Origin of the sequence: Microcoleus sp. S13C4 (assembly GCF_036700865.1) — a bacterium.
Taxonomy (GTDB): Bacteria; Cyanobacteriota; Cyanobacteriia; order Cyanobacteriales; family Microcoleaceae; genus Microcoleus.
On record NZ_JAUBPS010000019.1, the window covers coordinates 21000 to 39827 of the forward strand.

Genomic DNA, 18828 nt, shown 5'->3' on the forward strand with positions numbered 1-18828 from the left:
TGCGGTCTAATAATAACTTACTTACACAGTTAATAGACCTCATCATGTGTCCCGATGTCTAGTAAAACAATGACTTCACTATTTGTTTCCGTATCCTCTTCAATCGAGAACACGATACGACAATCATAGCCACAAGAGCAGGACTGAAGACCATCAAGTTTGCCACCTAGTTTATGAGTACCTAGGTTGGGAAAAAATACATCTGCTTCCATTTGTTGAAGAGATTCTTCAATACGTTGCTGGATCTCAGGATTTCGTTTAACAAACTTGCGAAATGCTCGTTTGAATTTGGGAGTCAGAACCAGTTGTCTCATGCTTCCGGCTCGTCCAAAGACTCCCGTAATGTTGCAATAACATCCTCGGCTGACTGCTGTCGGAATTTGCCTTTACGGAAATCAGCTAAGGTTTGTTGAGCATCCGCAGCTATTTCGGCGCGGATACTCTCGCGGTGACGATTTTGCAGGATTTTTATCAGCATTTCCTGCTGTTCGTAGGACAGTTGCAAAGCAGTTTCTAGCACTTGGTCGAGGGTATTCATAGAGCTAGGCTATTACCTCTAAGGTTGAACAACGTGCGAAGTTTAGTAAATTGTATCGCTTATTCCAAAACTTGGCTAAAGTTAAACAAAAGTGTACTCAACTCGGTCTTGTCATGAGCTATCGCAACATCATTACGACCGAACCAGGTAAACGTGGTGGAAAGCCTTGCATCAAGCGAATGCGAATTAGCGTGTATGATGTGTTGGGTTGGCTGGCTGCGGGAATGTCTCACGCAGAGATTCTAGACGATTTTCCTGAGTTGACAGAGGAAGACATTAGAGCATATTTAGAATTCGGCGCTTGAAACCGCTTCTTGTCAAACAAAGTCTGCCTCCGCAGACTATGAATTTAGTTTCAACTCCGGTGCCAGATGGTTGTACCATCCTTTTGATCGATTAGAGTAATGCCTTTATCCTTAAGTTCATTGCGAATGCGATCGCCCTCAGCGAAATTCTTAGCTTTCCGGGCATCTTTCCGCTGCTGAATCATCACCTCAATTTCCCCATCCGTCAAACCATCAACAGCATCATTGCTATCACTTTCCGGCTGAAGTTCTAAACCCAAAACCCCCGCCAAATTCACCAAAGTTACCCATTTTTGCTGCAACAAATCCGGCGAAGTTTCTGTTTTGCCTTGATGGACTAAAACATTGCCTTCCTTGGCCAATTCCTTAGCCAATTCAAACAAAACCGTCACCGCGCCGGGAGTATTGAAATCATTGTCCATTGCTGATTGGAATTCCTGCACAGCTTTGCTATCCTGTCCAGTTTTCTCAACGTCCCAACTCAGTTGAGAACCATATCGTAGACCAAACAGCAAACCTTCATTGATGGTATTCCAGCCATTTCGAGCGCTAGCGATCGCCTCTTCGGTAAAATCAATTTGACTGCGATACTGCGCCATGAATACAAACAGCCTCACCGCCATCGGTTCCACCGCTTTTGACTTCTGGCTTCCTTCCAAAGCTGTATCGCCCGACCAATTTCCATCCAACAAATCGCGAATTGTAATAAAATTGTGCAAAGATTTCGACATCTTTTTGCCATTGACAGTCACAAAAGCATTGTGCATCCAATAATTAGCAAGTGACTTGCCAGTGGCGGCTTCAGATTGAGCAATTTCGTTTTCGTGGTGCGGAAAAGTTAAATCGGAACCGCCGCAGTGAATGTCAATAGTTTCGCCCAAGCAATCGCGCACCATAGCCGAACATTCAATGTGCCATCCGGGGCGACCTTTTCCCCAAGATGAATCCCAAGCAGGTTCACCGGGTTTAGCGCTTTTCCATAGGGCAAAATCAGAGGAATCTTGCTTTTTTTGAGCTTCTATTTCTGCGGTTTCCAATCTACCGCTAGCCCCGGCCTGCATTTCTTCCAACTTGCGGCCCGAAAGTTTTCCGTAATCGGCAAACTGCCTGACGTTGTAGTAAACGTCGCCGCCGGAAGCATAGGCATAACCTTTATTTTCTAATTCGTGAATCAGCCGTTTAATGCCGTCGATTGTATGGGTGGCGCGGGGATATTCATCGGCCCTGAGAATATTCAGCTTGTCCATATCTACGAAATATTCATCGATGAAGCGTTGCGCCACGGCTTCCATTGTGGAATTGGTTTCGCGGGCGCGATCGAGAATTTTGTCGTCAATATCTGTAAAATTCTGCACGTAGCGCACATCGTATCCCCGCCACATCAGATAACGCCGCACCATGTCCCAAACAATGTAAGCGCGGGCGTGGCCGACGTGGCAGTAATCGTATACCGTAACGCCGCAGCAATACATCCGCACCTTTCCTGGTTCGAGGGGCTCAAAAGGTGATTCGCGACGGGTCAAGCTGTTGTAAAGCGTTAGAGTCATTCGATTTTAGATTTTAGATTTTAGATTTTAGATTTTACAAGATTTACGCAGAACTTCTATGTGTAGGGTGTGCAGTGCCCACCTCATCTTTATCAGTAGCGCGTCAAACCATTTTTGCGTTCAGGAATGTTGGTTTGTAGTTGCGATCGCCCGTTAACGAAGCTTGCACAAGAGTATCGCCCAACAGCCAGCCTAGCAAATTTTGTACTAAATCTCCTCTATCCATAGTACCGCCCCGGCAGACTCAATCTCACATCTAATTCATGTCAGGGAATCTTGACAATAGTTGCCGTGACGATCCCCATAAGCGCTTAATTGTCAAGATTCCCTGACATATTGATCCCCAAAATCACGAAAATGCGTATAAGTACCCAGGATTCAGGGCAAAGACCCCTTGACCCGATCGCAACTTGTCTGCAACATTAAGTCATGACAAAGCGATCCCAAAGAAATGCTTCGATTAAGCAGCCCTGGGAGTCGAATAGCGCGCGTGCTGCCAGCACAGCGTTGCTAGCAGCACCGGTCGCACTCACAAAATCGATCTTGTCAATCAAGAATCGACAGATAAAGCTTTATTTAGATCGGACGGTGCGCGCAGAAGCCAATAAGTCCAAACCCCCGATCGCATAGGGGAAAAGACAAGCTACAAACAAGCCAGGCTTCAAAGGTTGGAGAGATTTGGAAGCTCGATAATATGTGGATTTAAAAGAGTTTCTAACTCAAAAAGTCAACACACTTACTTGTGTTGAAAGGAAAAATCTAACCCGCCATCCTAAATTAGTGGAGAACCAACTCATGGCAAAAGAACGCCCACCATTAGAAGAGATGACTTTGCGACAACTCCGCAGAGTTGCTAGCGAATGTGGAGTCTCTCGCTACAGCCGGATGCGGAAATCGCAACTTCTGGCATCAATTCAAGAAATTCAACGCACCAAATTTTCCTACAGCCCATCTCGCAAACTAGAGGCACAAGAAGCAGTGGAAGCAGCAAAGTTTGAACTCGGTCAAGAAGATAGAACAGGCGGTTCTTTGTCGTCTGTAGATGAAGGTTTAGCAGATTTGCCCAACGGCTACGGCGAAAGCCGGGTGGTTTTAATGCCCCGCGACCCAGAATGGGCCTACACTTACTGGGACATTCCCAACGATCGCAAAGAAGAATTGCGTCGCCAAGGAGGACAGCAACTGGCCCTGCGGATCTACGACGTTACAGATGTTAACCTCGACATCCAAAGCCCGCACAGTATTCAAGAATATCCCTGCGACGAACTGGCACGTGAATGGTATGTGCCAATCCCCGTGAGCGATCGGGACTACGCGATCGACATCGGCTACCGCTGTGCAGATGGCCGCTGGCTGGTATTAGCTCGATCCGCCCAAGTCCGCGTTCCTCCCGTCTATCCCAGCGACTGGATTGAAGATCAATTCATCACCCTCGATTGGGAAGAAGAGTTGCAAGGCAAAACCTTCGCCGAACTGGTTCCTCCGGCCAAGAAAATGGCACAAGCAGCCAATGGCTTCGGTTACAGCACCGAAAATGCTATCTACGAACAAATTTTCGGCATGGCAGAATCTGCCGAATCCCTGCGCGTAGCGGGTTCTATCTTCGGTTCCATGCAGCACGTCGCCGGTTCCGTCCAGCAAGTCGGCATCCACGAACAAGCTCTCAGTTCCTACGTGTTCCCCTCCGGCGTCGGAATGTGGGCGGCTCCCACCATGTCCGGCCTCACCGCGTCGGGTGTCGGTATGTCCGGCCTCACCGCGTCGGGTGTCGGTATGTCCGGCCTCACCATGTCGGGTGTCGGTATGTCTGGCCTCACGATGTCCGGTTTCGGTATGTCAGGTGTTGGTATGTCGGGAGTTGGCTTCGCCGCCCCGATGCGCCCCCGCCAGTTCTGGTTAGTTGCTGATGCCGAACTGATCGTCTACGGCGCCACCGAACCCGACGCTACCGTCTACGTAGGCGGACAGCCGATTAAACTCAATGCTGACGGCACTTTCCGCTTCCAGATGTCCTTCCAAGACGGCTTAATCGACTATCCGATTTTTGCAGTAGCAGCAGACGGCGAACAAAACCGCGCCATCCACTTGAAATTCAACCGCGAAACTCCAGAACGGCGCACCAATACCAAGCAGGATGCCGTTGTGGAATGGTTGGGCTAATCCCAAAGGTAGAAAGGTCGATCGAGCGGCGGGCGCTCATGCAGGTTTGTGCCAATTTTTGAACCATCACAAGGTATAGACTCAGCCGATCGTGATTTGTTAAGGTTAATCCCAGACAACAACCCATAACACCCCCTATACACCGTTCTCCTGTTTTGAGGAGCGGTGTTTTTTGTGTTTAGAAGGAAGAAGGAAGAATTATTTATTTAAATGTTCTCAATAGACTTGAATTGCATAAATCTTTGATTGAAGGATCAACCGCAGATTACAGGCAGATAAACACAGATAAACGCAGATAATCTCAAGATAGTGGATGATTTTTGTAATAGGTTTAATATCTATCTGTAGATAGATGTTTACTTAAATCACGTTATAGCTAGTTAAATCAAAATTTGCACTCTTCACTCAAGCATTATTAAGTAAGCTAAAGTTTACTTAAACTTTTATTGCATAAACTCGGTAAATCCAGCGAAACAAAAGAAAGCGAGTTATGAGAGAAAGAAGGCGATCGCACAGCCACTTCTCAAAAGCAAATGCAAAAAATAAATTCCCCGCCGCAACGAAGGCAGAAGCCTCGCCTTTTAGCCTTATTCGCTGTCACATTAGCCACCGTCTTGCTTTTATTTATTCTGCCGGCACTGACTCAACAGCCAGTCGTGCTCACCATGTTAATGCAAGGTCAAGACCTTGTTAACTGGAAACCCTTTGTCAAAGAATTTGAACAGAAAAACCCCGACATTCGCATTAACCTCATAGAAGGGCCTTTTGACAGCAACCTCATAGAAAATCTGTACACATCGGCCTTTCTTTTAGGCGAATCGCCCTACGACATCATCAACATGGATATTGTCTGGGTTCCCAAATTTGCAGCCGCAGGTTGGGTAAGCGATTTGACAGACAGAATTCCCCCGGAACAACTATCAAAATTCATCCAAGGTAACGTCGAAGGCGGGCGTTATCGGGGCAAACTTTACCGAATTCCCCACGCTTCCGATGCCGGAATGCTTTATTATCGCAAAGACATTTTAGAACAAGCGGGAATTCCCGCCCCGAAAACCTTTGAAGAGATGGTAAAAATCTCTCAAAACTTGCAGAAACAGGGAAAAGCAACTTGGGGCTATCTGTGGCAAGGCAAACAATACGAGGGAGTATCTGCGATGTTTGTCGAAGTGCTCTCCGGTTTCGGCGGCTTTTGGGCTAACCCTCAAACTTTTGAAGTTGGGTTAGATAAACCCGAGGCAATTAAAGCAGTGGAATTTCTCAAAAATACGATCGCCTCCGGCATTTCTCCTCCGGGTGTCACCACCTACGGTGAAGAAGAAACCAGGCTTTTGTTTCAAAACGGCAAAGCGCTTTTTTTGCGAAACTGGCCGTATGTTTGGAAGCTGGCAAATGCCGAAGGATCGAATGTTAGAGGCAAAATAGCGATCGAGCCAATGCTCAGCAGTATCGGTAAAACAGGCGGTTCCTGCTTGGGTGGCTGGGGCTGGGGAATCGCCAAAACCTCAAAACATCCAGACCAAGCCTGGAAAGCAATTCAGTACCTTACCAGCGAGGAAACCCAGCGCAAATTTATTTTAGAAACCGGTTTAGTTCCCAGTTACAAATCCCTCTTTACCAACAAAGAAATAGTCGCCAAATATCCCCACTACCCCCAACTGCTAAAGGTAGTGGAACGGTCAGCGTTGCGCCCGCCCCTGGCACAATACGCTCAAGCTTCTGATATTTTGCAGCGTTATTTGAGTTCAGCTTTTACCGGGAGAATGAGTGCAGAACAAGCAATGAAAGCAGCAGCTAGCGAAACTCGTAATTTATTAGGCAGTTTGAAACAACCCAAAGCTTCGTAAGTTCTGGCTTTCAGATCGATCCCCCCTAGCCCCCCTTAATAAGAGGGGGACTGGAACCTTCAAAGTCTTTTTTAAAAAGGGAAGAACTGCAACGTTCAAAGTCCCCCTTATTAAGGGGGATTTAGGGGGATCGAGACTCTGCTACAAGCGAGAGATACAAAGTCATTCTTATTAATATCAAACGAGAAAAAGGTGAACAATATGCAATTAGACAAGATGCGACAGCGCGAACAAAAAACCGGGTGGATATTAGTAGCGCCAGCTTTAATAATTCTGCTGCTAGTATTTGCTTACCCAATATTGCGCGCTTTTTGGCTGAGTTTATTCACCCAAAACCTCGGTACAGAATTAAAACTGGTTTTTTCCGGTTTTGCTAACTACAGTCGAATGTTAGGGGACGGGCGTTTCTGGCAAACTTTAGGCAACACCACTGTATTTACAGTCGTCTCTGTTTTGCTGGAATTAATTCTCGGTATGGGCATTGCCTTAGTCTTAAATCAATCCTTCGCAGGGCGCGGCATCGTGCGGACAATTTCCCTGCTACCTTGGGCGCTGCCGACTGCATTGATGGGAGTAGCTTGGGCGTGGATTTTTAACGACCAATACGGCGTAATTAACGACATTTTAAGGCGTTTGGGATTGATTCAAAATAGCATTAGCTGGCTGGGAGATCCGACCTTGGCAATGATGGCAGTGATTACAGCGGATGTGTGGAAAACTACGCCCTTTGTCAGCTTGCTTTTGCTAGCGGGATTGCAATCAATTCCCGGTGATTTGTACGAAGCCCACGCGATTGACGGCGCGAGTAGCTGGCAGAGTTTCCGTCAAGTTACCGTGCCCCTGCTGATGCCCCAAATTGTGATTGCTTTGCTGTTTCGATTTGCCCAATCTTTCGGCATTTTTGACTTGATTCAGGTGATGACGGGAGGGGGGCCGGCGGGGGCAACGGAGACGGTTTCTATCTACATTTACAGCACGGTAATGAGGTATTTAGACTTTGGGTACGGGGCGGCTTTGGTGGTGTGTACTTTTTTGCTGTTAGTGGCAGCAGTTGCGATCGCCGCTTACCTGTTATCGAGAGCCCGCGTCAATGCAGCCGGAGGAAAATAACAAGATTTTATATTTTAAATTTTGGATTCCCAACAGTTGCACGTTCCTTTCATTGGTATAAATTATGTCGATCGCGCGCGAACAACCTACCAAAAAAACCTTTAACATCCGGCAATTAATCTTGCCAATCTCGGCGATATTAATCGTCGCATATTTTCTCGCACCCATTATCTGGCAAGTGTTAACTTCTTTCAAAGTAAATGCGGATATTTCGGCGATTCCCAACGTCTACCTTCCCAAACGAATTACTTTCGAGCATTACCTGTCGCTGTTCCAGCGCCGCCCGTTTGCACTTTACATTTTAAATAGCGCTTTTGTTTCCATTACTTCAACATTGCTGTGTTTAGCAGTAGGCGCTCCCGCAGCTTACGCTTTAGCCAGGTTGCGGCTGTGGGGCGAGAGAATCATCCTGGCAACTGTGACGATTGTAACGCTATTTCCGGCAGTTCTGCTATTTTTGGGACTGCTGGAAATTGTCAAAGCTTTAGATTTAGGAAATAATTATTTAGCATTAATTATTCCTTACACCGCGATCAATCTGCCGCTGACCATCTTGGTAATGCGGAGTTTCTTTCAACAGTTGCCAAAAGATTTGGAAGATGCGGCTAAAGTTGACGGATACAACACTTTTCAAATGCTGTGGCAAATCGTGCTACCGATGACATTTCCCGCGTTAGTCACAACGGGAATTCTAACATTTATTTCAGCTTGGAACGAGTTTATATTTGCACTAACATTTATGACTCGCGAATCTCTAAAAACAATTCCCGTCGCCACTGCTCAACTCAGCGGGGTGTCAGTATTTGAGATTCCTTACGGCCCGATCGCCGCAGCTACCGTTTTGGGAACTTTACCCTTGGTTTTGCTGGTTTTGGTGTTCCAGCGGCGCATCGTTCAAGGTTTAACTGCGGGGGCGGTAAAAGGATAAATCGATTTTAGATTTTAGATTTTAGATTTTAGATTGAACTGGTTCCTAGGCTCTGGCTGGGAACGAGTCAAACAACACAGTCAACAGTCAACAGTCAACAGCCAACAGTCAACAGTCAACAGTCAACACTTTAAAAATCATGGCCAAATTGCAACTAAAAAACCTCAATAAAACCTACAGCGCTAAAGTTGTTCCCGTAAAAGACATTAGTTTGGATGTCAGCGAAGGGGAATTTCTGACTTTGCTGGGGCCGTCGGGGTGCGGTAAATCTACGACACTGCGGTTAATTGCAGGGTTGGAACAGCCGACTAGAGGCGAGATTAGAATTGGCGATCGCAATGTCACTTATCTCAGACCAGGCGATCGCGATATTGCAATGGTTTTTCAAAGTTACGCGCTTTATCCGCACATGACAGTCTACGAGAATATGGCATCGAGCCTCAAACTTCGCAAAATCCCCTCCGGCGAAATCAATCGGTTAGTGACGGAAGTTGCAACATCCCTCGGATTGACGGAATTAATCGATCGCAAACCAGGAAAACTATCAGGCGGACAGCGGCAGCGAGTCGCCCTCGGCCGCGCATTAGTGCGCCAACCAGAAGTATTTTTGCTCGACGAACCTTTGAGCAATCTCGACGCATTATTACGGGAAAAAGTTAGGGCAGAACTCAAACAATTATTTTCCTCCCAAAAAGCTCCTGTGGTGTATGTAACTCACGACCAAACCGAAGCAATGACGCTTTCTACAAAAGTCGCAGTTCTCAACAGCGGCAGCGTGCAGCAGTTAGACCCGCCACACTTAATTTATACCCGTCCTGCAAATCAGTTTGTAGCGGGTTTTGTGGGTAGCCCGCAAATGAATTTGCTAGTGCTTAAATGCCAGGGAAATTGTGCTAAGTTGGGGGATTTTCGAGTTCCACTCCCAAATATGCCGACTGTGCCCCCAGAAATTGTGTTAGGAATTCGTCCGGAACACGTCGGCTTTGCAGATGCAGAGGCCGGCAATATGGCGGGCCCAGACGCCATTAAAGGTGAGGTTTATTTAGTGGAAAACTTGGGAATGCAAAATTTAGTTAGTGTCCGAGTTAAAGGTTTGGAGCCAGTAACGGTGCGGGCTTTGCTGCCAAATGACCGCCACTGGAATTCTGAAATTGTAGAGCTGGTTTTTCCGCCTCAGTTGCTGCACTGGTTTGACGTGAAAACGGGCGATCGCTTGCAATAAGAATTTGCCCTGCATAGCATGATTGATTAAAAATTGTCTAACCCTGTGCTGAAAAATATTTTTTTTGCTTATAACTAACTTATGACTTTAGTTAGAGGTAGAAGTATTATGGGGCTGTTAAGGTGATATTCATGTGTGAAAAAGCTAATTGGCTGACACAGAGGTTGCGTGTTTACCAGATTTTATCGCTAACCTATAACTCTATTTAGGTGGTTAATCGGAAGTTAAAGCTAAGTTGGCTTTATCTCGCATTAGCTGCTGGTTTTGGAGCGAGTCAATTAGATAAAAAAATGTTGAAAATTATCACCAATCAACTTAGGGAGTATTATCCAGATGAATTTGATTTCCACAGCCATTGCTCGCATCAGTTCCCTGCTTAAGGGCTTTCAAATCAAGAGTTTTTTGAGTGTTGTCCTAGTCGGTTTTCTGCTTCTGACCACAAACGTTGATTCGGGAAGCAGTAACAAAGGTTTTGGCGCGCAAGCTAGCTCAAAAGCGGATCTAAACAATTCTGAAAGACCCCAAACAACGCGGGAATGGAGGCAAGAAGCTCGCGAAACGTCAGACTCTCGCGGCGAACGAGCTCAGAAGATTGGGCAAGAAGCAGGAGCAGCCGTGAAAGAATTCGGGCAGATGTACCAAGACACTGCTAAGAGAAGTATCCGCGAATTAAAGGATCAATAGCTCCACCTAAAAAAATATAACACTGAGAAACCTGATTGCTTTAGGGGCGCCGCCAAGAGTGATCGCCCTTGCGGGTTTCTGAACACCTGAAAAGTTTGACGTTTAAAATAGGTTGAGCTACTTAATACAGCCGACGCAATCAAGTAGACGAGCATAAATAAACTAGGACAGACGCTCATAAACCCGGTTTCTCATGTGAAACTGGGTTTTTGAATTGGAAGCGCTTTATATTAAATTATATCAAATTTGGGTGACAAACCCCGTTTATAAAACTCGGCCGTTGAAACCGCTCAAGACTCAAACGAAGTCCTATGAACTCATATGTTGCACCATTCTCAATTAGCCTTTTATGAACAGGCTTTCCGACCTGTTCCACAAGAAAATTTATCTTTTGTGGAACGGGCCGGAAAGCCCGTTCTTGAGAATGGTGTAAGATGTGAGATGAATAAACATCTTAACAGTCTTTGCTTGACCGACCTGCTGTTCATCCTGTTTTTCCGGCAACACTTGCCCGCACTCAACTTCCCGAAACTTCAGATACTAATGCCAAGCAAACAAATCTCCTCAAAGATGAACTGTATTTTGGCTTAACAAAACCAGGAGGTGAGACAATTTCTGAATCCGAATGGCAGGAGTTTGTCAAGGCAGTTATTACCCCTTGTTTTCGAGAAGGGCTAACCCTATTAGACGGCTCCGGGCAGTTTCTCAACAGATCGGGAATTCTGATTAGAGAAAACTCTAAAAGAGTTATTTTAATTTATGAAAGTAGTCGTGAAAAAAATCAAGCTATTAATGAAATTATCGAAACTTATAAGCGCACTTTCCTGCAAGAGTCAGTGCTGCGGGCAACCAGCGAAGTTAAGGTTTCTTTCTGATGTGGTCATCCAATCAGCGTATTTATGATATTATTCGTGGTAATCAAGGTCATATCCTCAAAGATAAGTAGGGTGCGGGTGCAAGAAAAATCATAATTTGTGGGTATCGATCGCAGACTGCAAAAAATCGCTAGAAAAACCTGCCCGGGAGAAAACAAAAATATGATGAACGACGGCAACCAAAAAGCTGAAGCGCCTGAAAGCGAGGATGCACAAAATTTGTCCGCCATGGCGAAAGCTTTTCTTGTGAACGTGGCTTGGTCTTACGCAGAGGCATTGGAGCGCATGAAACGATCGCAAAATCCACAGGAATCAGCGCCGGAATCTTCGACAGAACAAGTAGAACGCGATCCTGAAAAAAATTAATGAAAGACTATTAATGCGATCGATTTGCCAAACTATCTGTGCGATCGAACCCAATAGTCAATTAGCTGTTTTGAGTTAAGAACAATCAACTCAGAACAGCGAACTGTGCAGATTAAGCCGGATTTGTATTAGATTTTACAATAAAAAAAATGAAAGCCCCGTGACCCTTCAACAAGCTCAGGAAAAGCTTTAGTCCGGGGATGACAACGGCGTTGCAGGTGCGAACCTCAACTTATATCTATGCCTAAAAGAAATTTAAACTAAACAAAGTACGGTTTTACCGCTACAGTGTACAAAACAAATAACCAATTTTTAGATCGGTCTCATGTCTAATTCAAAAATGATTGGTAAAGCGATCGCAGGTAGCCTTTGCTTGGGCATCCTCATTAGCTTCAACGCCTCACTCAGCCCAGCATCCGCAGCAACACCAACAATTGCCCCAGAAACAGCAGCCCCGGCCGCCAGCAACATCGACACGCAACTCCTAGGCCAATGGCAAGGCACAGTCCCCTCCGGTCAGTCTTTCACCTTCGTCTTTGCCCCAGAAGGCAAATTGTTTCTCATGGCTAAAGGCCCCGACGGAGCCGCCCGCGCCAAAGAAATGAGGTACAAAGTTAATCTCGGTGAAAAACCGATGCACCTTGATGTCGGCCTCAGCAGCACAGAAACCGTTCAAACTGTTTTTGAATTGACTCCCGAAGGTCAAATGCGCCTTCAGTTGCAAGGCACCAATCCCGGACAGGCTAGACCTAATTCCTTAAACGAGCAGGCAACTGTGTTTAAAAAGGTCTCCGAGGCCACTACACTGCCTGCTGACACTCAAGTCATCGGTTTTTGAGGAAAATTACTCGCAGGCAGAAGGCACTCCAGTAGTTCTGAGTTTTGAGTTTTAAGTTATAAACCATTTAAAATTCAAAACTCCTCCACGGCGAAGCGTTGCGAGGAATGTTAGCTTTCGCCATCTGTTATGCAAAGCAATCTTAAAATCTTCGTACTGCCTTCTGCCTTCAACAGGCCCTGCTACAATCCACTTAATCTCCATTTAACTGCCATAGACCTCCATGAGTGAAACCGTCCTAGAAGTTCGCAACCTGCGGGTTCAATTTCAATCTGCGGACGCAGGCGATGCGTCTGCAACCGTCAAAGCGGTTGACGGCATTTCGTTTGAGGTCAAGCGAGGGCAAACTCTGGGAATCGTGGGAGAGTCGGGGTCGGGAAAATCGGTAACATCCCTCGCTGTTATGGGTTTGCTTTCGAGTTCGTCAACGAAAATCGATGGCGAAATTTGGTTTTATTCGACAAAAGACGGCGCTAACAATGGGTCTGTGAATCTCCTGGAAATGCCAGACAGGGAAAAACAAACATACCGGGGCAGCCAGATTGCGACGATTTTTCAAGAGCCGATGAGTTCGCTGAATCCCGTTTATACGATCGGATTTCAACTCACAGAAGCCATTTGTTTGCACCAAAAGGTGTCGCAGACAGAAGCGCGGCGCAAAGCTGCTTCTCTGCTGCAAGAGGTGAAGCTGCTACCAGGTGACGATGAGATCAGGCAGCGATGTTTGGCTTTGCAGCAAGAAGCAGGTGGGGAGGACGATCGCGATTTGATGCAGCTCGTTAACGGTCACAAACAAGCTATGCTCGATCGCTATCCCCACGAACTCTCAGGCGGTCAAATCCAGCGCGTGATGATTGCAATGGCCATTTCTTGCAATCCGACTTTATTAATTGCTGATGAACCTACCACGGCTTTGGACGTAACCGTGCAGGCAACAATCTTAGCTTTGCTGCGGGAGTTGCGGGACTCTAGAGGCATGGCAATGATTTTTATTACCCACGATTTGGGCGTCATTGCGGAAATTGGCGATACCGTGGCGGTGATGTACCGAGGCAAGATTGTTGAGTGCGGTGCGATCGAACAAATTTTCAGTAATCCCCAACATCCTTACACGAAAGGTCTGTTAGCTTGCCGCCCAACTCTCGATCGGCAACTGCGCCGCTTACCGACAGTTTCCGATTTTATGGATGTCACCACAAATGCTAGCGGCGAATTAGTAATTGTCGAGAAAAATGCCGATTTAGATGGCGACAGCAGCGGGGGAAATCCCGCTTTTGCAACAGGAAAACCGCCTCGGCTGCCGCATATTTCCGGCCCTTTGCTAGCTGTTAATAACTTGCGCGTCGGTTTTCCGGTGCAGGGAATGTTTGGCGAAACTAAACGCTTGTTTATGGCGGTAAACGATATTTCTTTTGAGGTTTACCCGGGCGAGACTTTGGGTTTAGTGGGCGAGTCTGGCTGCGGCAAATCAACTTTGGCGAGAGCTTTGCTGCAATTAATTCCCGTGGCCAGCGGTAAAGTGTTTTTTGAAGGTCAAGAAATTACGCCTCCTGCGAAAAGTAGTTCGGCATCGCAGTGGATGGCTAATTATCGGCTGAAAAAAGAGTACGATCGCAAATTGCGGTGGCTGCGGCGCGATCTGCAAATTATTTTTCAAGACCCTTTTAGTTCTCTCGATCCGCGCCTAAATGTTGGGGATGCGGTGATGGAACCGATGGTGATTCACCGTTTTGGTAAGAACCAGAAAGAACAGCGCGATCGTGCGGCTTATTTGTTGGAGAGAGTGGGTTTAAATCCCGATTTTATGCGGCGCTACCCTCACGAGTTTTCGGGTGGACAGAGACAGCGAATTTGTATTGCTAGAGCTTTGGCTTTGAATCCTAAGTTTATTATTTGCGATGAGTCGGTTTCGGCATTAGATGTGTCGGTGCAGGCGCAAGTTTTAAATTTGCTGAAGGAGTTGCAAACAGAGTTTGGACTGACTTATATTTTTATTTCTCACGATTTGAGCGTGGTCAAGTTTATGAGCGATCGCGCGATCGTCATGAACAAAGGTAAAATCGAAGAAATTGGCACTGCTGAGCGTATTTACCGCCAACCGCAGCAAGCTTATACGCGACAACTTATAGCTGCTATTCCTGCGGGGAATTTGGAGCGAATTCGGCAACAGCAACTAGGTCGCCAAGCTGCTTGGGCTCCATCGCCTGCGGATGAATCGAACACGTTTGAGCTTTAGTGTTTTAAACTGAGTTGACTGTTGACGGTTGACAGTGAACAGTGAACAGTCAACCGTTAACAGTCAACATCATTCCGGTGTAACCGGAAATGATATCAGCAGTTTATCTTTATTTTAACTTCATAATTTATAGTCAAATTGAACCTGCTTGAACTTTACTAATATTGCGGGTTTTTCAACCCACGAGCAGAGCGCTCCACGCAGTATTTTCCTATATCAAACCCGGTCATTCCAGGAGCCAAAAAGTGGTATAACACGCTACTATAACGTGGTAAGCGGCTTCAGGCGAACCCTACATAATTAGGTTATTCGTCCAAGAGTCCCAATTTCTGCGTCCAATTAGCTAGATTAGGCCAAATGTCCAATGACTAACAGCAATATGTAGCCTAGTATTATAGATAAACTCTCTCAATGAGTCGGAAAAAGTAAAAAATGCACATCCCAGCTAAGAAAAGATTGCTCGCTAATTCCGTAAATACACTTAATTCTCTAGCTAGCGTGGGTAAATATACGCAAATTTTAAAATGCTAGATTTCGCAAGCTAGCAAAGTTTTACAATATTTAAAAAATTTTATTGTAATTTTGAGTCACCACAAGTAAAACGGAATCAACAGTAAAAAAATGAAGTATTCTGTTCCTATCGAAGAATCCAAAAACACTAAATTATTGAACTTACTCCAACTGTTGTTGAGAAAATTCACGGCAGCAGTCACCAGAATAGAAAAGGCAGAAGGCAGCAAGGAGTATGAAAAAAAAATCAGCGTAGCGACGATCGCCCCTGGCAGTGTATTCTCAATTTTGATAATTGTACTGCTTGTCTTAAACGGGTGGCTCGTAGCTGGCAGCGGTGATAATTTCTACGATAGCCAACTCGCCCTGGGATTTTTGGCAATAGCAAATATTGTCTTTTTGGCGGTATCGGGGCGCTCAAAAGCTTCTGCTGTCGTAGCCCAAAACGATCGCCCATCCAGCGAACCCAACGAGTGCGATCGCTTTTTTAGCCTATCGCTAGATCTGCTGTGCGTCCTTAGTTTTGACGGTTATGTAAAACGCATCAACCCAGCAGGAGAAAAAATACTCGGTTATTCCCTAGGAGAAATGGTTGGCCAACTCTTCATTGAATTCGTGCATCCAGACGATCGCGAAACTACTTTAAAAGAAGCTGAAAGTATTGCTGCGGGGAATAATACCGTTGGGTTTGAAAACCGCTGGCGCTGTCGCAACGGTTCTTACAAGTGGATAGCCTGGACTGCTACCCGTTTCTACGAGGAAGAATTGATCTATGGTGTCGGCCGCGACATTACCGCTCACAAACAAGCAGAAGCAGCGCTGCAAGAGAGTCAGCGTTTTGTTGAGCGAATTGCCAATACCAGTCCGAATCTTCTCTTTGTTTACGACGAAAGCGAGCAGCGAAATGTCTACAGCAACCGCGAAATCAGTGACACCCTCGGCTATACGAGCGCAGAAGTTGAAAACATGGGCAGCAATCTGCTGCCCACCATCATTCACCCTGACGATTTAGCTAAATTTCCCGGATATTTTCAGCAATTAGAAAATGCTCCCGACGGCGAAGTTATTGAGTACGAATATCGGGTACGCAACAAACAGAATTGTTGGCACTGGTTAGTCAGCCGGAATATTGTATTTAGCAGAACAGAGGAGGGGAAAATTAAGCAGCGTCTCGGTGCTGCTACGGACATTACAGAGCGCAAAATAGCAGAACAAGCTTTAGCAGAACAATTGAAACTTTCTTTATTGACAGCAGATGTGGGAATTGCTCTGACTCAAAACCAGACTTTGCTTGCAACTTTGCAATATTGCGCCGATGCAGTTGTGCGCCATTTGGATGCTGCCTTTGCTCGGATTTGGACGCTGAATGAAGAGGAAAATGTATTGGAACTGGAAGCAAGCGGGGGGATATATACTGGCGTTGACGGCGCTTACACCCGCATTCCTGTCGGCGAGTTCAAGATTGGTTTAATCGCCCTGGAGCGAAAACCTCACATCACTAATTCTGTGCAAGAAGATCCCAGACTCCACGACAAAGAATGGGCCTCACGAGAAGGAATGGTGGCTTTTGCTGGATATCCGTTAATTGTTGACAATCAGTTGCTGGGAGTAATCGCGATGTTTTCTCGCCACGAGTTGAATGAATCAACGCTGATTGCTTTAGCCTCAAGTGCGGATGCGATCGCCCTGGGAATTAAGCGCAAACAAACAGAAGAAGCTCTCGCCAGACAAAAGCAAACTTTGAGGGCAATTATTGACAACGCTCCCATTTGGGTGTGGATGGCAAATGCTAGCGGGCGGATGTTATTAGTTAACAAAACTTTCTGCGAAGATGTGGCTATACCTGAATCAAGATTTTTAGCAGCATCTCACTATTCCGAAGTTTTGGGCTTAGAACAATCTGCTAACTGCATGGCATCTGACGCGCAAGCGTGGAGCCAAGATATTCCCTATTATTCTGAAGAAATTTTCCAGCTTACTGATGGTAAATATCACGAACTGGACACAATTAAAACTCAGGTCAAAGATGATTGTGGTAACGCGATCGGCTTAATCGGTTTGGGTTTGGACGTTACAAAACAAAAAGAAGCTCAAAGACAGTTGCAACAGTCGGAAGCGAGATTCCGTAAATTAGCGGAGCAGGAAGCGCTGGTGAACCAGCTAGCTAGCAATATCCGCGAATCTCTGGATTTAGATACTATTTTAGCAACAACTGTGCAGCAAATTCGCGACTTGCTGCAAGTCGATCGCTGTGTCTTTATCTGGTATTTGCCCGATGCTTCGCCACCTGCTTGGGATGTTGTCCACGAAGCTAAGAATGATGACTTGTTCTCGCTTTTGGGTTATTTTCCTGCTGAAATAACAGGTATGCTGCCACAAAAAATCGGTAATTTGGAAGTTTATCAAATAGATGATGTTGCAACTGTAAGCGATCCCCTAGAACAAAAATTCTTTTTGGAGGTTGGTTGCAAGTCTGTCTTGGATTTGCCGATTAAAAGTGCCGGGGGTTTAACTGGTGTTGTTAGCTGCATTTCTTGCAGCGAGGTGCGTAAGTGGACAAAAGAGGAAGTGGAGTTAATGGAGGCAATTGGTGATCAATTGGCGATCGCCATCAGTCAATCTGAACTTTACACTAAAAGCGTCGATTCCGCTCGGATAGCCCAAGAACAAGCTGCAAAACTTGAAGTAACTCTGTGCGAACTCCAGCAAGCTCAAACTCAACTCGTACAGGCAGAAAAAATGTCGAGTCTCGGTCAGATGGTAGCAGGAATCGCCCACGAAATCAATAACCCGGTCACATTTATTTTCGGCAATCTTACCTACACAGAAGAATACGCCAGAAATCTGATGAAACTGGTGCAAATGTATCGAGATGAATACCCGGAACCTTCTCCAGCTCTTCAGGAAGAAATAGAGGTGTTAGAGCTGGATTTTGTGCTAGACGACTTGCCCAAAATGCTGTCTTCTATGCAGATGGGAGCTACTCGCATCCGGGATATCGTGCGGAGTTTGCGGAATTTCTCTCGCCTCGATGAATCTGACATGAAAAAGGTTAACATTCACGAAGGCATCGACAGCACATTGATGATTTTAGAACACCGTCTGAAAGTTCAGCCCGATCGCCCAGCAATTCAACTCGTTAAAGAATACGGGCAATTGCCACTGGTGGAGTGCTACGCTGGACTGTTGAATCAGGTGTTTATGAATATTATTGCTAACGCTATTGACGTTTTACAAGAATCGCTCGAAAACCCGGGAATTATCCGCATTCGTACAGAGGTAGAAGGTCCTCTCGCTGTGATTAGAATTTCTGATAACGGTGCAGGTATGACCGATCAAGTCAAGCAGCGGATATTTGACCCGTTCTATACTACAAAACGGGTCGGTTCGGGAACGGGGATGGGTTTAGCGATTTCCCATTCAATTATTGTCGAAAAACATAAAGGTGAAATCAAGTGTTTCTCGGTGGTGGGGAAAGGCACTGAATTTATAATCGAGATTCCGATTAAAAGGACAGAAAATTAAATTGGTTGGTCGCCAAAAATACTAAGGTGCGTCAGTGGGAAAAACCAAATTTTTTTGTACAAACCTTAAGACTGACCCACCCTACAGGCTACAAACAGAGAAAAGTTCTTTTACCAGAAATTTGTCGGGTGCGTATT

16 protein-coding genes are annotated in these 18828 nt (G+C 45.8%); 12 read left to right on the plus strand and 4 right to left on the minus strand.

The genetic code is table 11. The features are described 5' to 3' along the window. Positions 1-29: 29 nt before the first annotated feature. Together QT996_RS10555 and QT996_RS10560 are read right to left on the minus strand one after the other, a co-directional pair. Positions 30-314, minus strand: a complete 285-nt coding sequence (locus QT996_RS10555) for a type II toxin-antitoxin system mRNA interferase toxin, RelE/StbE family (RefSeq protein ID WP_333046412.1) — start codon at positions 312-314, stop codon at positions 30-32. Continuing rightward, positions 311-538, minus strand: a complete 228-nt coding sequence (locus QT996_RS10560; RefSeq protein WP_333046413.1) for a hypothetical protein — start codon at positions 536-538, stop codon at positions 311-313. Before QT996_RS10560 ends, QT996_RS10555 begins: the two co-directional genes overlap by 4 nt. A gap of 113 nt (positions 539-651) precedes the next feature. Between QT996_RS10560 and QT996_RS10565 the strand changes: the two genes are divergently transcribed. Further along, positions 652-843, plus strand: a complete 192-nt coding sequence (locus tag QT996_RS10565) for a DUF433 domain-containing protein (protein WP_333046415.1) — start codon at positions 652-654, stop codon at positions 841-843. Positions 844-893: 50 nt separating this feature from the next. On the opposite strand, the gene cysS is transcribed toward QT996_RS10565, so the two are convergent. Continuing rightward, positions 894-2390 (minus strand): cysteine--tRNA ligase, encoded by a 1497-nt coding sequence (cysS, locus tag QT996_RS10570; RefSeq protein WP_333046416.1) that lies wholly within the window; start codon positions 2388-2390, stop codon positions 894-896. Positions 2391-2493: 103 nt separating this feature from the next. Beyond that, a complete protein-coding gene (locus QT996_RS10575; protein WP_333046417.1) occupies positions 2494-2616 on the minus strand; it encodes a hypothetical protein in 123 nt (40 codons plus the stop codon). Between the two features lie 569 nt (positions 2617-3185). Between QT996_RS10575 and QT996_RS10580 the strand changes: the two genes are divergently transcribed. The 11 genes from QT996_RS10580 (at position 3186) to QT996_RS10630 (ending at position 18691) form a co-directional block, all read left to right on the plus strand. Then, complete coding sequence (locus QT996_RS10580) at positions 3186-4550, plus strand: DUF4912 domain-containing protein (RefSeq protein WP_333046420.1); 1365 nt, start codon at positions 3186-3188, stop codon at positions 4548-4550. 533 nt (positions 4551-5083) lie between these two features. Then, positions 5084-6397 carry an ABC transporter substrate-binding protein gene (locus QT996_RS10585; RefSeq protein ID WP_333046421.1) on the plus strand — a complete coding sequence of 438 codons (1314 nt, stop codon included), beginning with the start codon at positions 5084-5086 and terminating at the stop codon, positions 6395-6397. A 201-nt stretch (positions 6398-6598) separates the two neighbouring features. Further along, positions 6599-7507 carry a sugar ABC transporter permease gene (locus tag QT996_RS10590; RefSeq protein ID WP_333046422.1) on the plus strand — a complete coding sequence of 303 codons (909 nt, stop codon included), beginning with the start codon at positions 6599-6601 and terminating at the stop codon, positions 7505-7507. Between the two features lie 64 nt (positions 7508-7571). After that, a complete protein-coding gene (locus tag QT996_RS10595; protein ID WP_333046423.1) occupies positions 7572-8435 on the plus strand; it encodes a carbohydrate ABC transporter permease in 864 nt (287 codons plus the stop codon). A gap of 139 nt (positions 8436-8574) precedes the next feature. Next, positions 8575-9657, plus strand: a complete 1083-nt coding sequence (locus QT996_RS10600) for an ABC transporter ATP-binding protein (RefSeq protein WP_333046424.1) — start codon at positions 8575-8577, stop codon at positions 9655-9657. A 333-nt stretch (positions 9658-9990) separates the two neighbouring features. Beyond that, positions 9991-10341: a hypothetical protein gene (locus tag QT996_RS10605; protein WP_333046425.1), complete on the plus strand. Its 351-nt coding sequence runs from the start codon at positions 9991-9993 to the stop codon at positions 10339-10341. A 464-nt stretch (positions 10342-10805) separates the two neighbouring features. Continuing rightward, positions 10806-11216, plus strand: a complete 411-nt coding sequence (locus QT996_RS10610) for a DUF3574 domain-containing protein (RefSeq protein ID WP_333046427.1) — start codon at positions 10806-10808, stop codon at positions 11214-11216. 162 nt (positions 11217-11378) lie between these two features. Next, positions 11379-11582, plus strand: a complete 204-nt coding sequence (locus tag QT996_RS10615) for a hypothetical protein (protein ID WP_333046429.1) — start codon at positions 11379-11381, stop codon at positions 11580-11582. 325 nt (positions 11583-11907) lie between these two features. Then, positions 11908-12420, plus strand: coding sequence for a hypothetical protein (locus QT996_RS10620; protein ID WP_333046430.1), 513 nt, complete (start codon positions 11908-11910; stop codon positions 12418-12420). 223 nt (positions 12421-12643) lie between these two features. Beyond that, positions 12644-14656, plus strand: coding sequence for an ABC transporter ATP-binding protein (locus tag QT996_RS10625; protein WP_333046431.1), 2013 nt, complete (start codon positions 12644-12646; stop codon positions 14654-14656). Positions 14657-15277: 621 nt separating this feature from the next. Continuing rightward, positions 15278-18691, plus strand: coding sequence for a PAS domain S-box protein (locus tag QT996_RS10630; RefSeq protein WP_333046433.1), 3414 nt, complete (start codon positions 15278-15280; stop codon positions 18689-18691). Positions 18692-18828 lie beyond the last annotated feature (137 nt).

Bases quoted from the DNA above. Each gene is read 5' to 3' on its own strand.
- QT996_RS10555 (WP_333046412.1), bottom strand. From the start codon at position 314: ATGAGACAACTGGTTCTGACTCCCAAATTCAAACGAGCATTTCGCAAG.
- QT996_RS10560 (WP_333046413.1), bottom strand. From the start codon at position 538: ATGAATACCCTCGACCAAGTGCTAGAAACTGCTTTGCAACTGTCCTAC.
- QT996_RS10565 (WP_333046415.1), top strand. From the start codon at position 652: ATGAGCTATCGCAACATCATTACGACCGAACCAGGTAAACGTGGTGGA.
- cysS (WP_333046416.1), bottom strand. From the start codon at position 2,390: ATGACTCTAACGCTTTACAACAGCTTGACCCGTCGCGAATCACCTTTT.
- QT996_RS10575 (WP_333046417.1), bottom strand. From the start codon at position 2,616: ATGGATAGAGGAGATTTAGTACAAAATTTGCTAGGCTGGCTGTTGGGC.
- QT996_RS10580 (WP_333046420.1), top strand. From the start codon at position 3,186: ATGGCAAAAGAACGCCCACCATTAGAAGAGATGACTTTGCGACAACTC.
- QT996_RS10585 (WP_333046421.1), top strand. From the start codon at position 5,084: ATGCAAAAAATAAATTCCCCGCCGCAACGAAGGCAGAAGCCTCGCCTT.
- QT996_RS10590 (WP_333046422.1), top strand. From the start codon at position 6,599: ATGCAATTAGACAAGATGCGACAGCGCGAACAAAAAACCGGGTGGATA.
- QT996_RS10595 (WP_333046423.1), top strand. From the start codon at position 7,572: ATGTCGATCGCGCGCGAACAACCTACCAAAAAAACCTTTAACATCCGG.
- QT996_RS10600 (WP_333046424.1), top strand. From the start codon at position 8,575: ATGGCCAAATTGCAACTAAAAAACCTCAATAAAACCTACAGCGCTAAA.
- QT996_RS10605 (WP_333046425.1), top strand. From the start codon at position 9,991: ATGAATTTGATTTCCACAGCCATTGCTCGCATCAGTTCCCTGCTTAAG.
- QT996_RS10615 (WP_333046429.1), top strand. From the start codon at position 11,379: ATGATGAACGACGGCAACCAAAAAGCTGAAGCGCCTGAAAGCGAGGAT.
- QT996_RS10620 (WP_333046430.1), top strand. From the start codon at position 11,908: ATGTCTAATTCAAAAATGATTGGTAAAGCGATCGCAGGTAGCCTTTGC.
- QT996_RS10625 (WP_333046431.1), top strand. From the start codon at position 12,644: ATGAGTGAAACCGTCCTAGAAGTTCGCAACCTGCGGGTTCAATTTCAA.
- QT996_RS10630 (WP_333046433.1), top strand. From the start codon at position 15,278: ATGAAGTATTCTGTTCCTATCGAAGAATCCAAAAACACTAAATTATTG.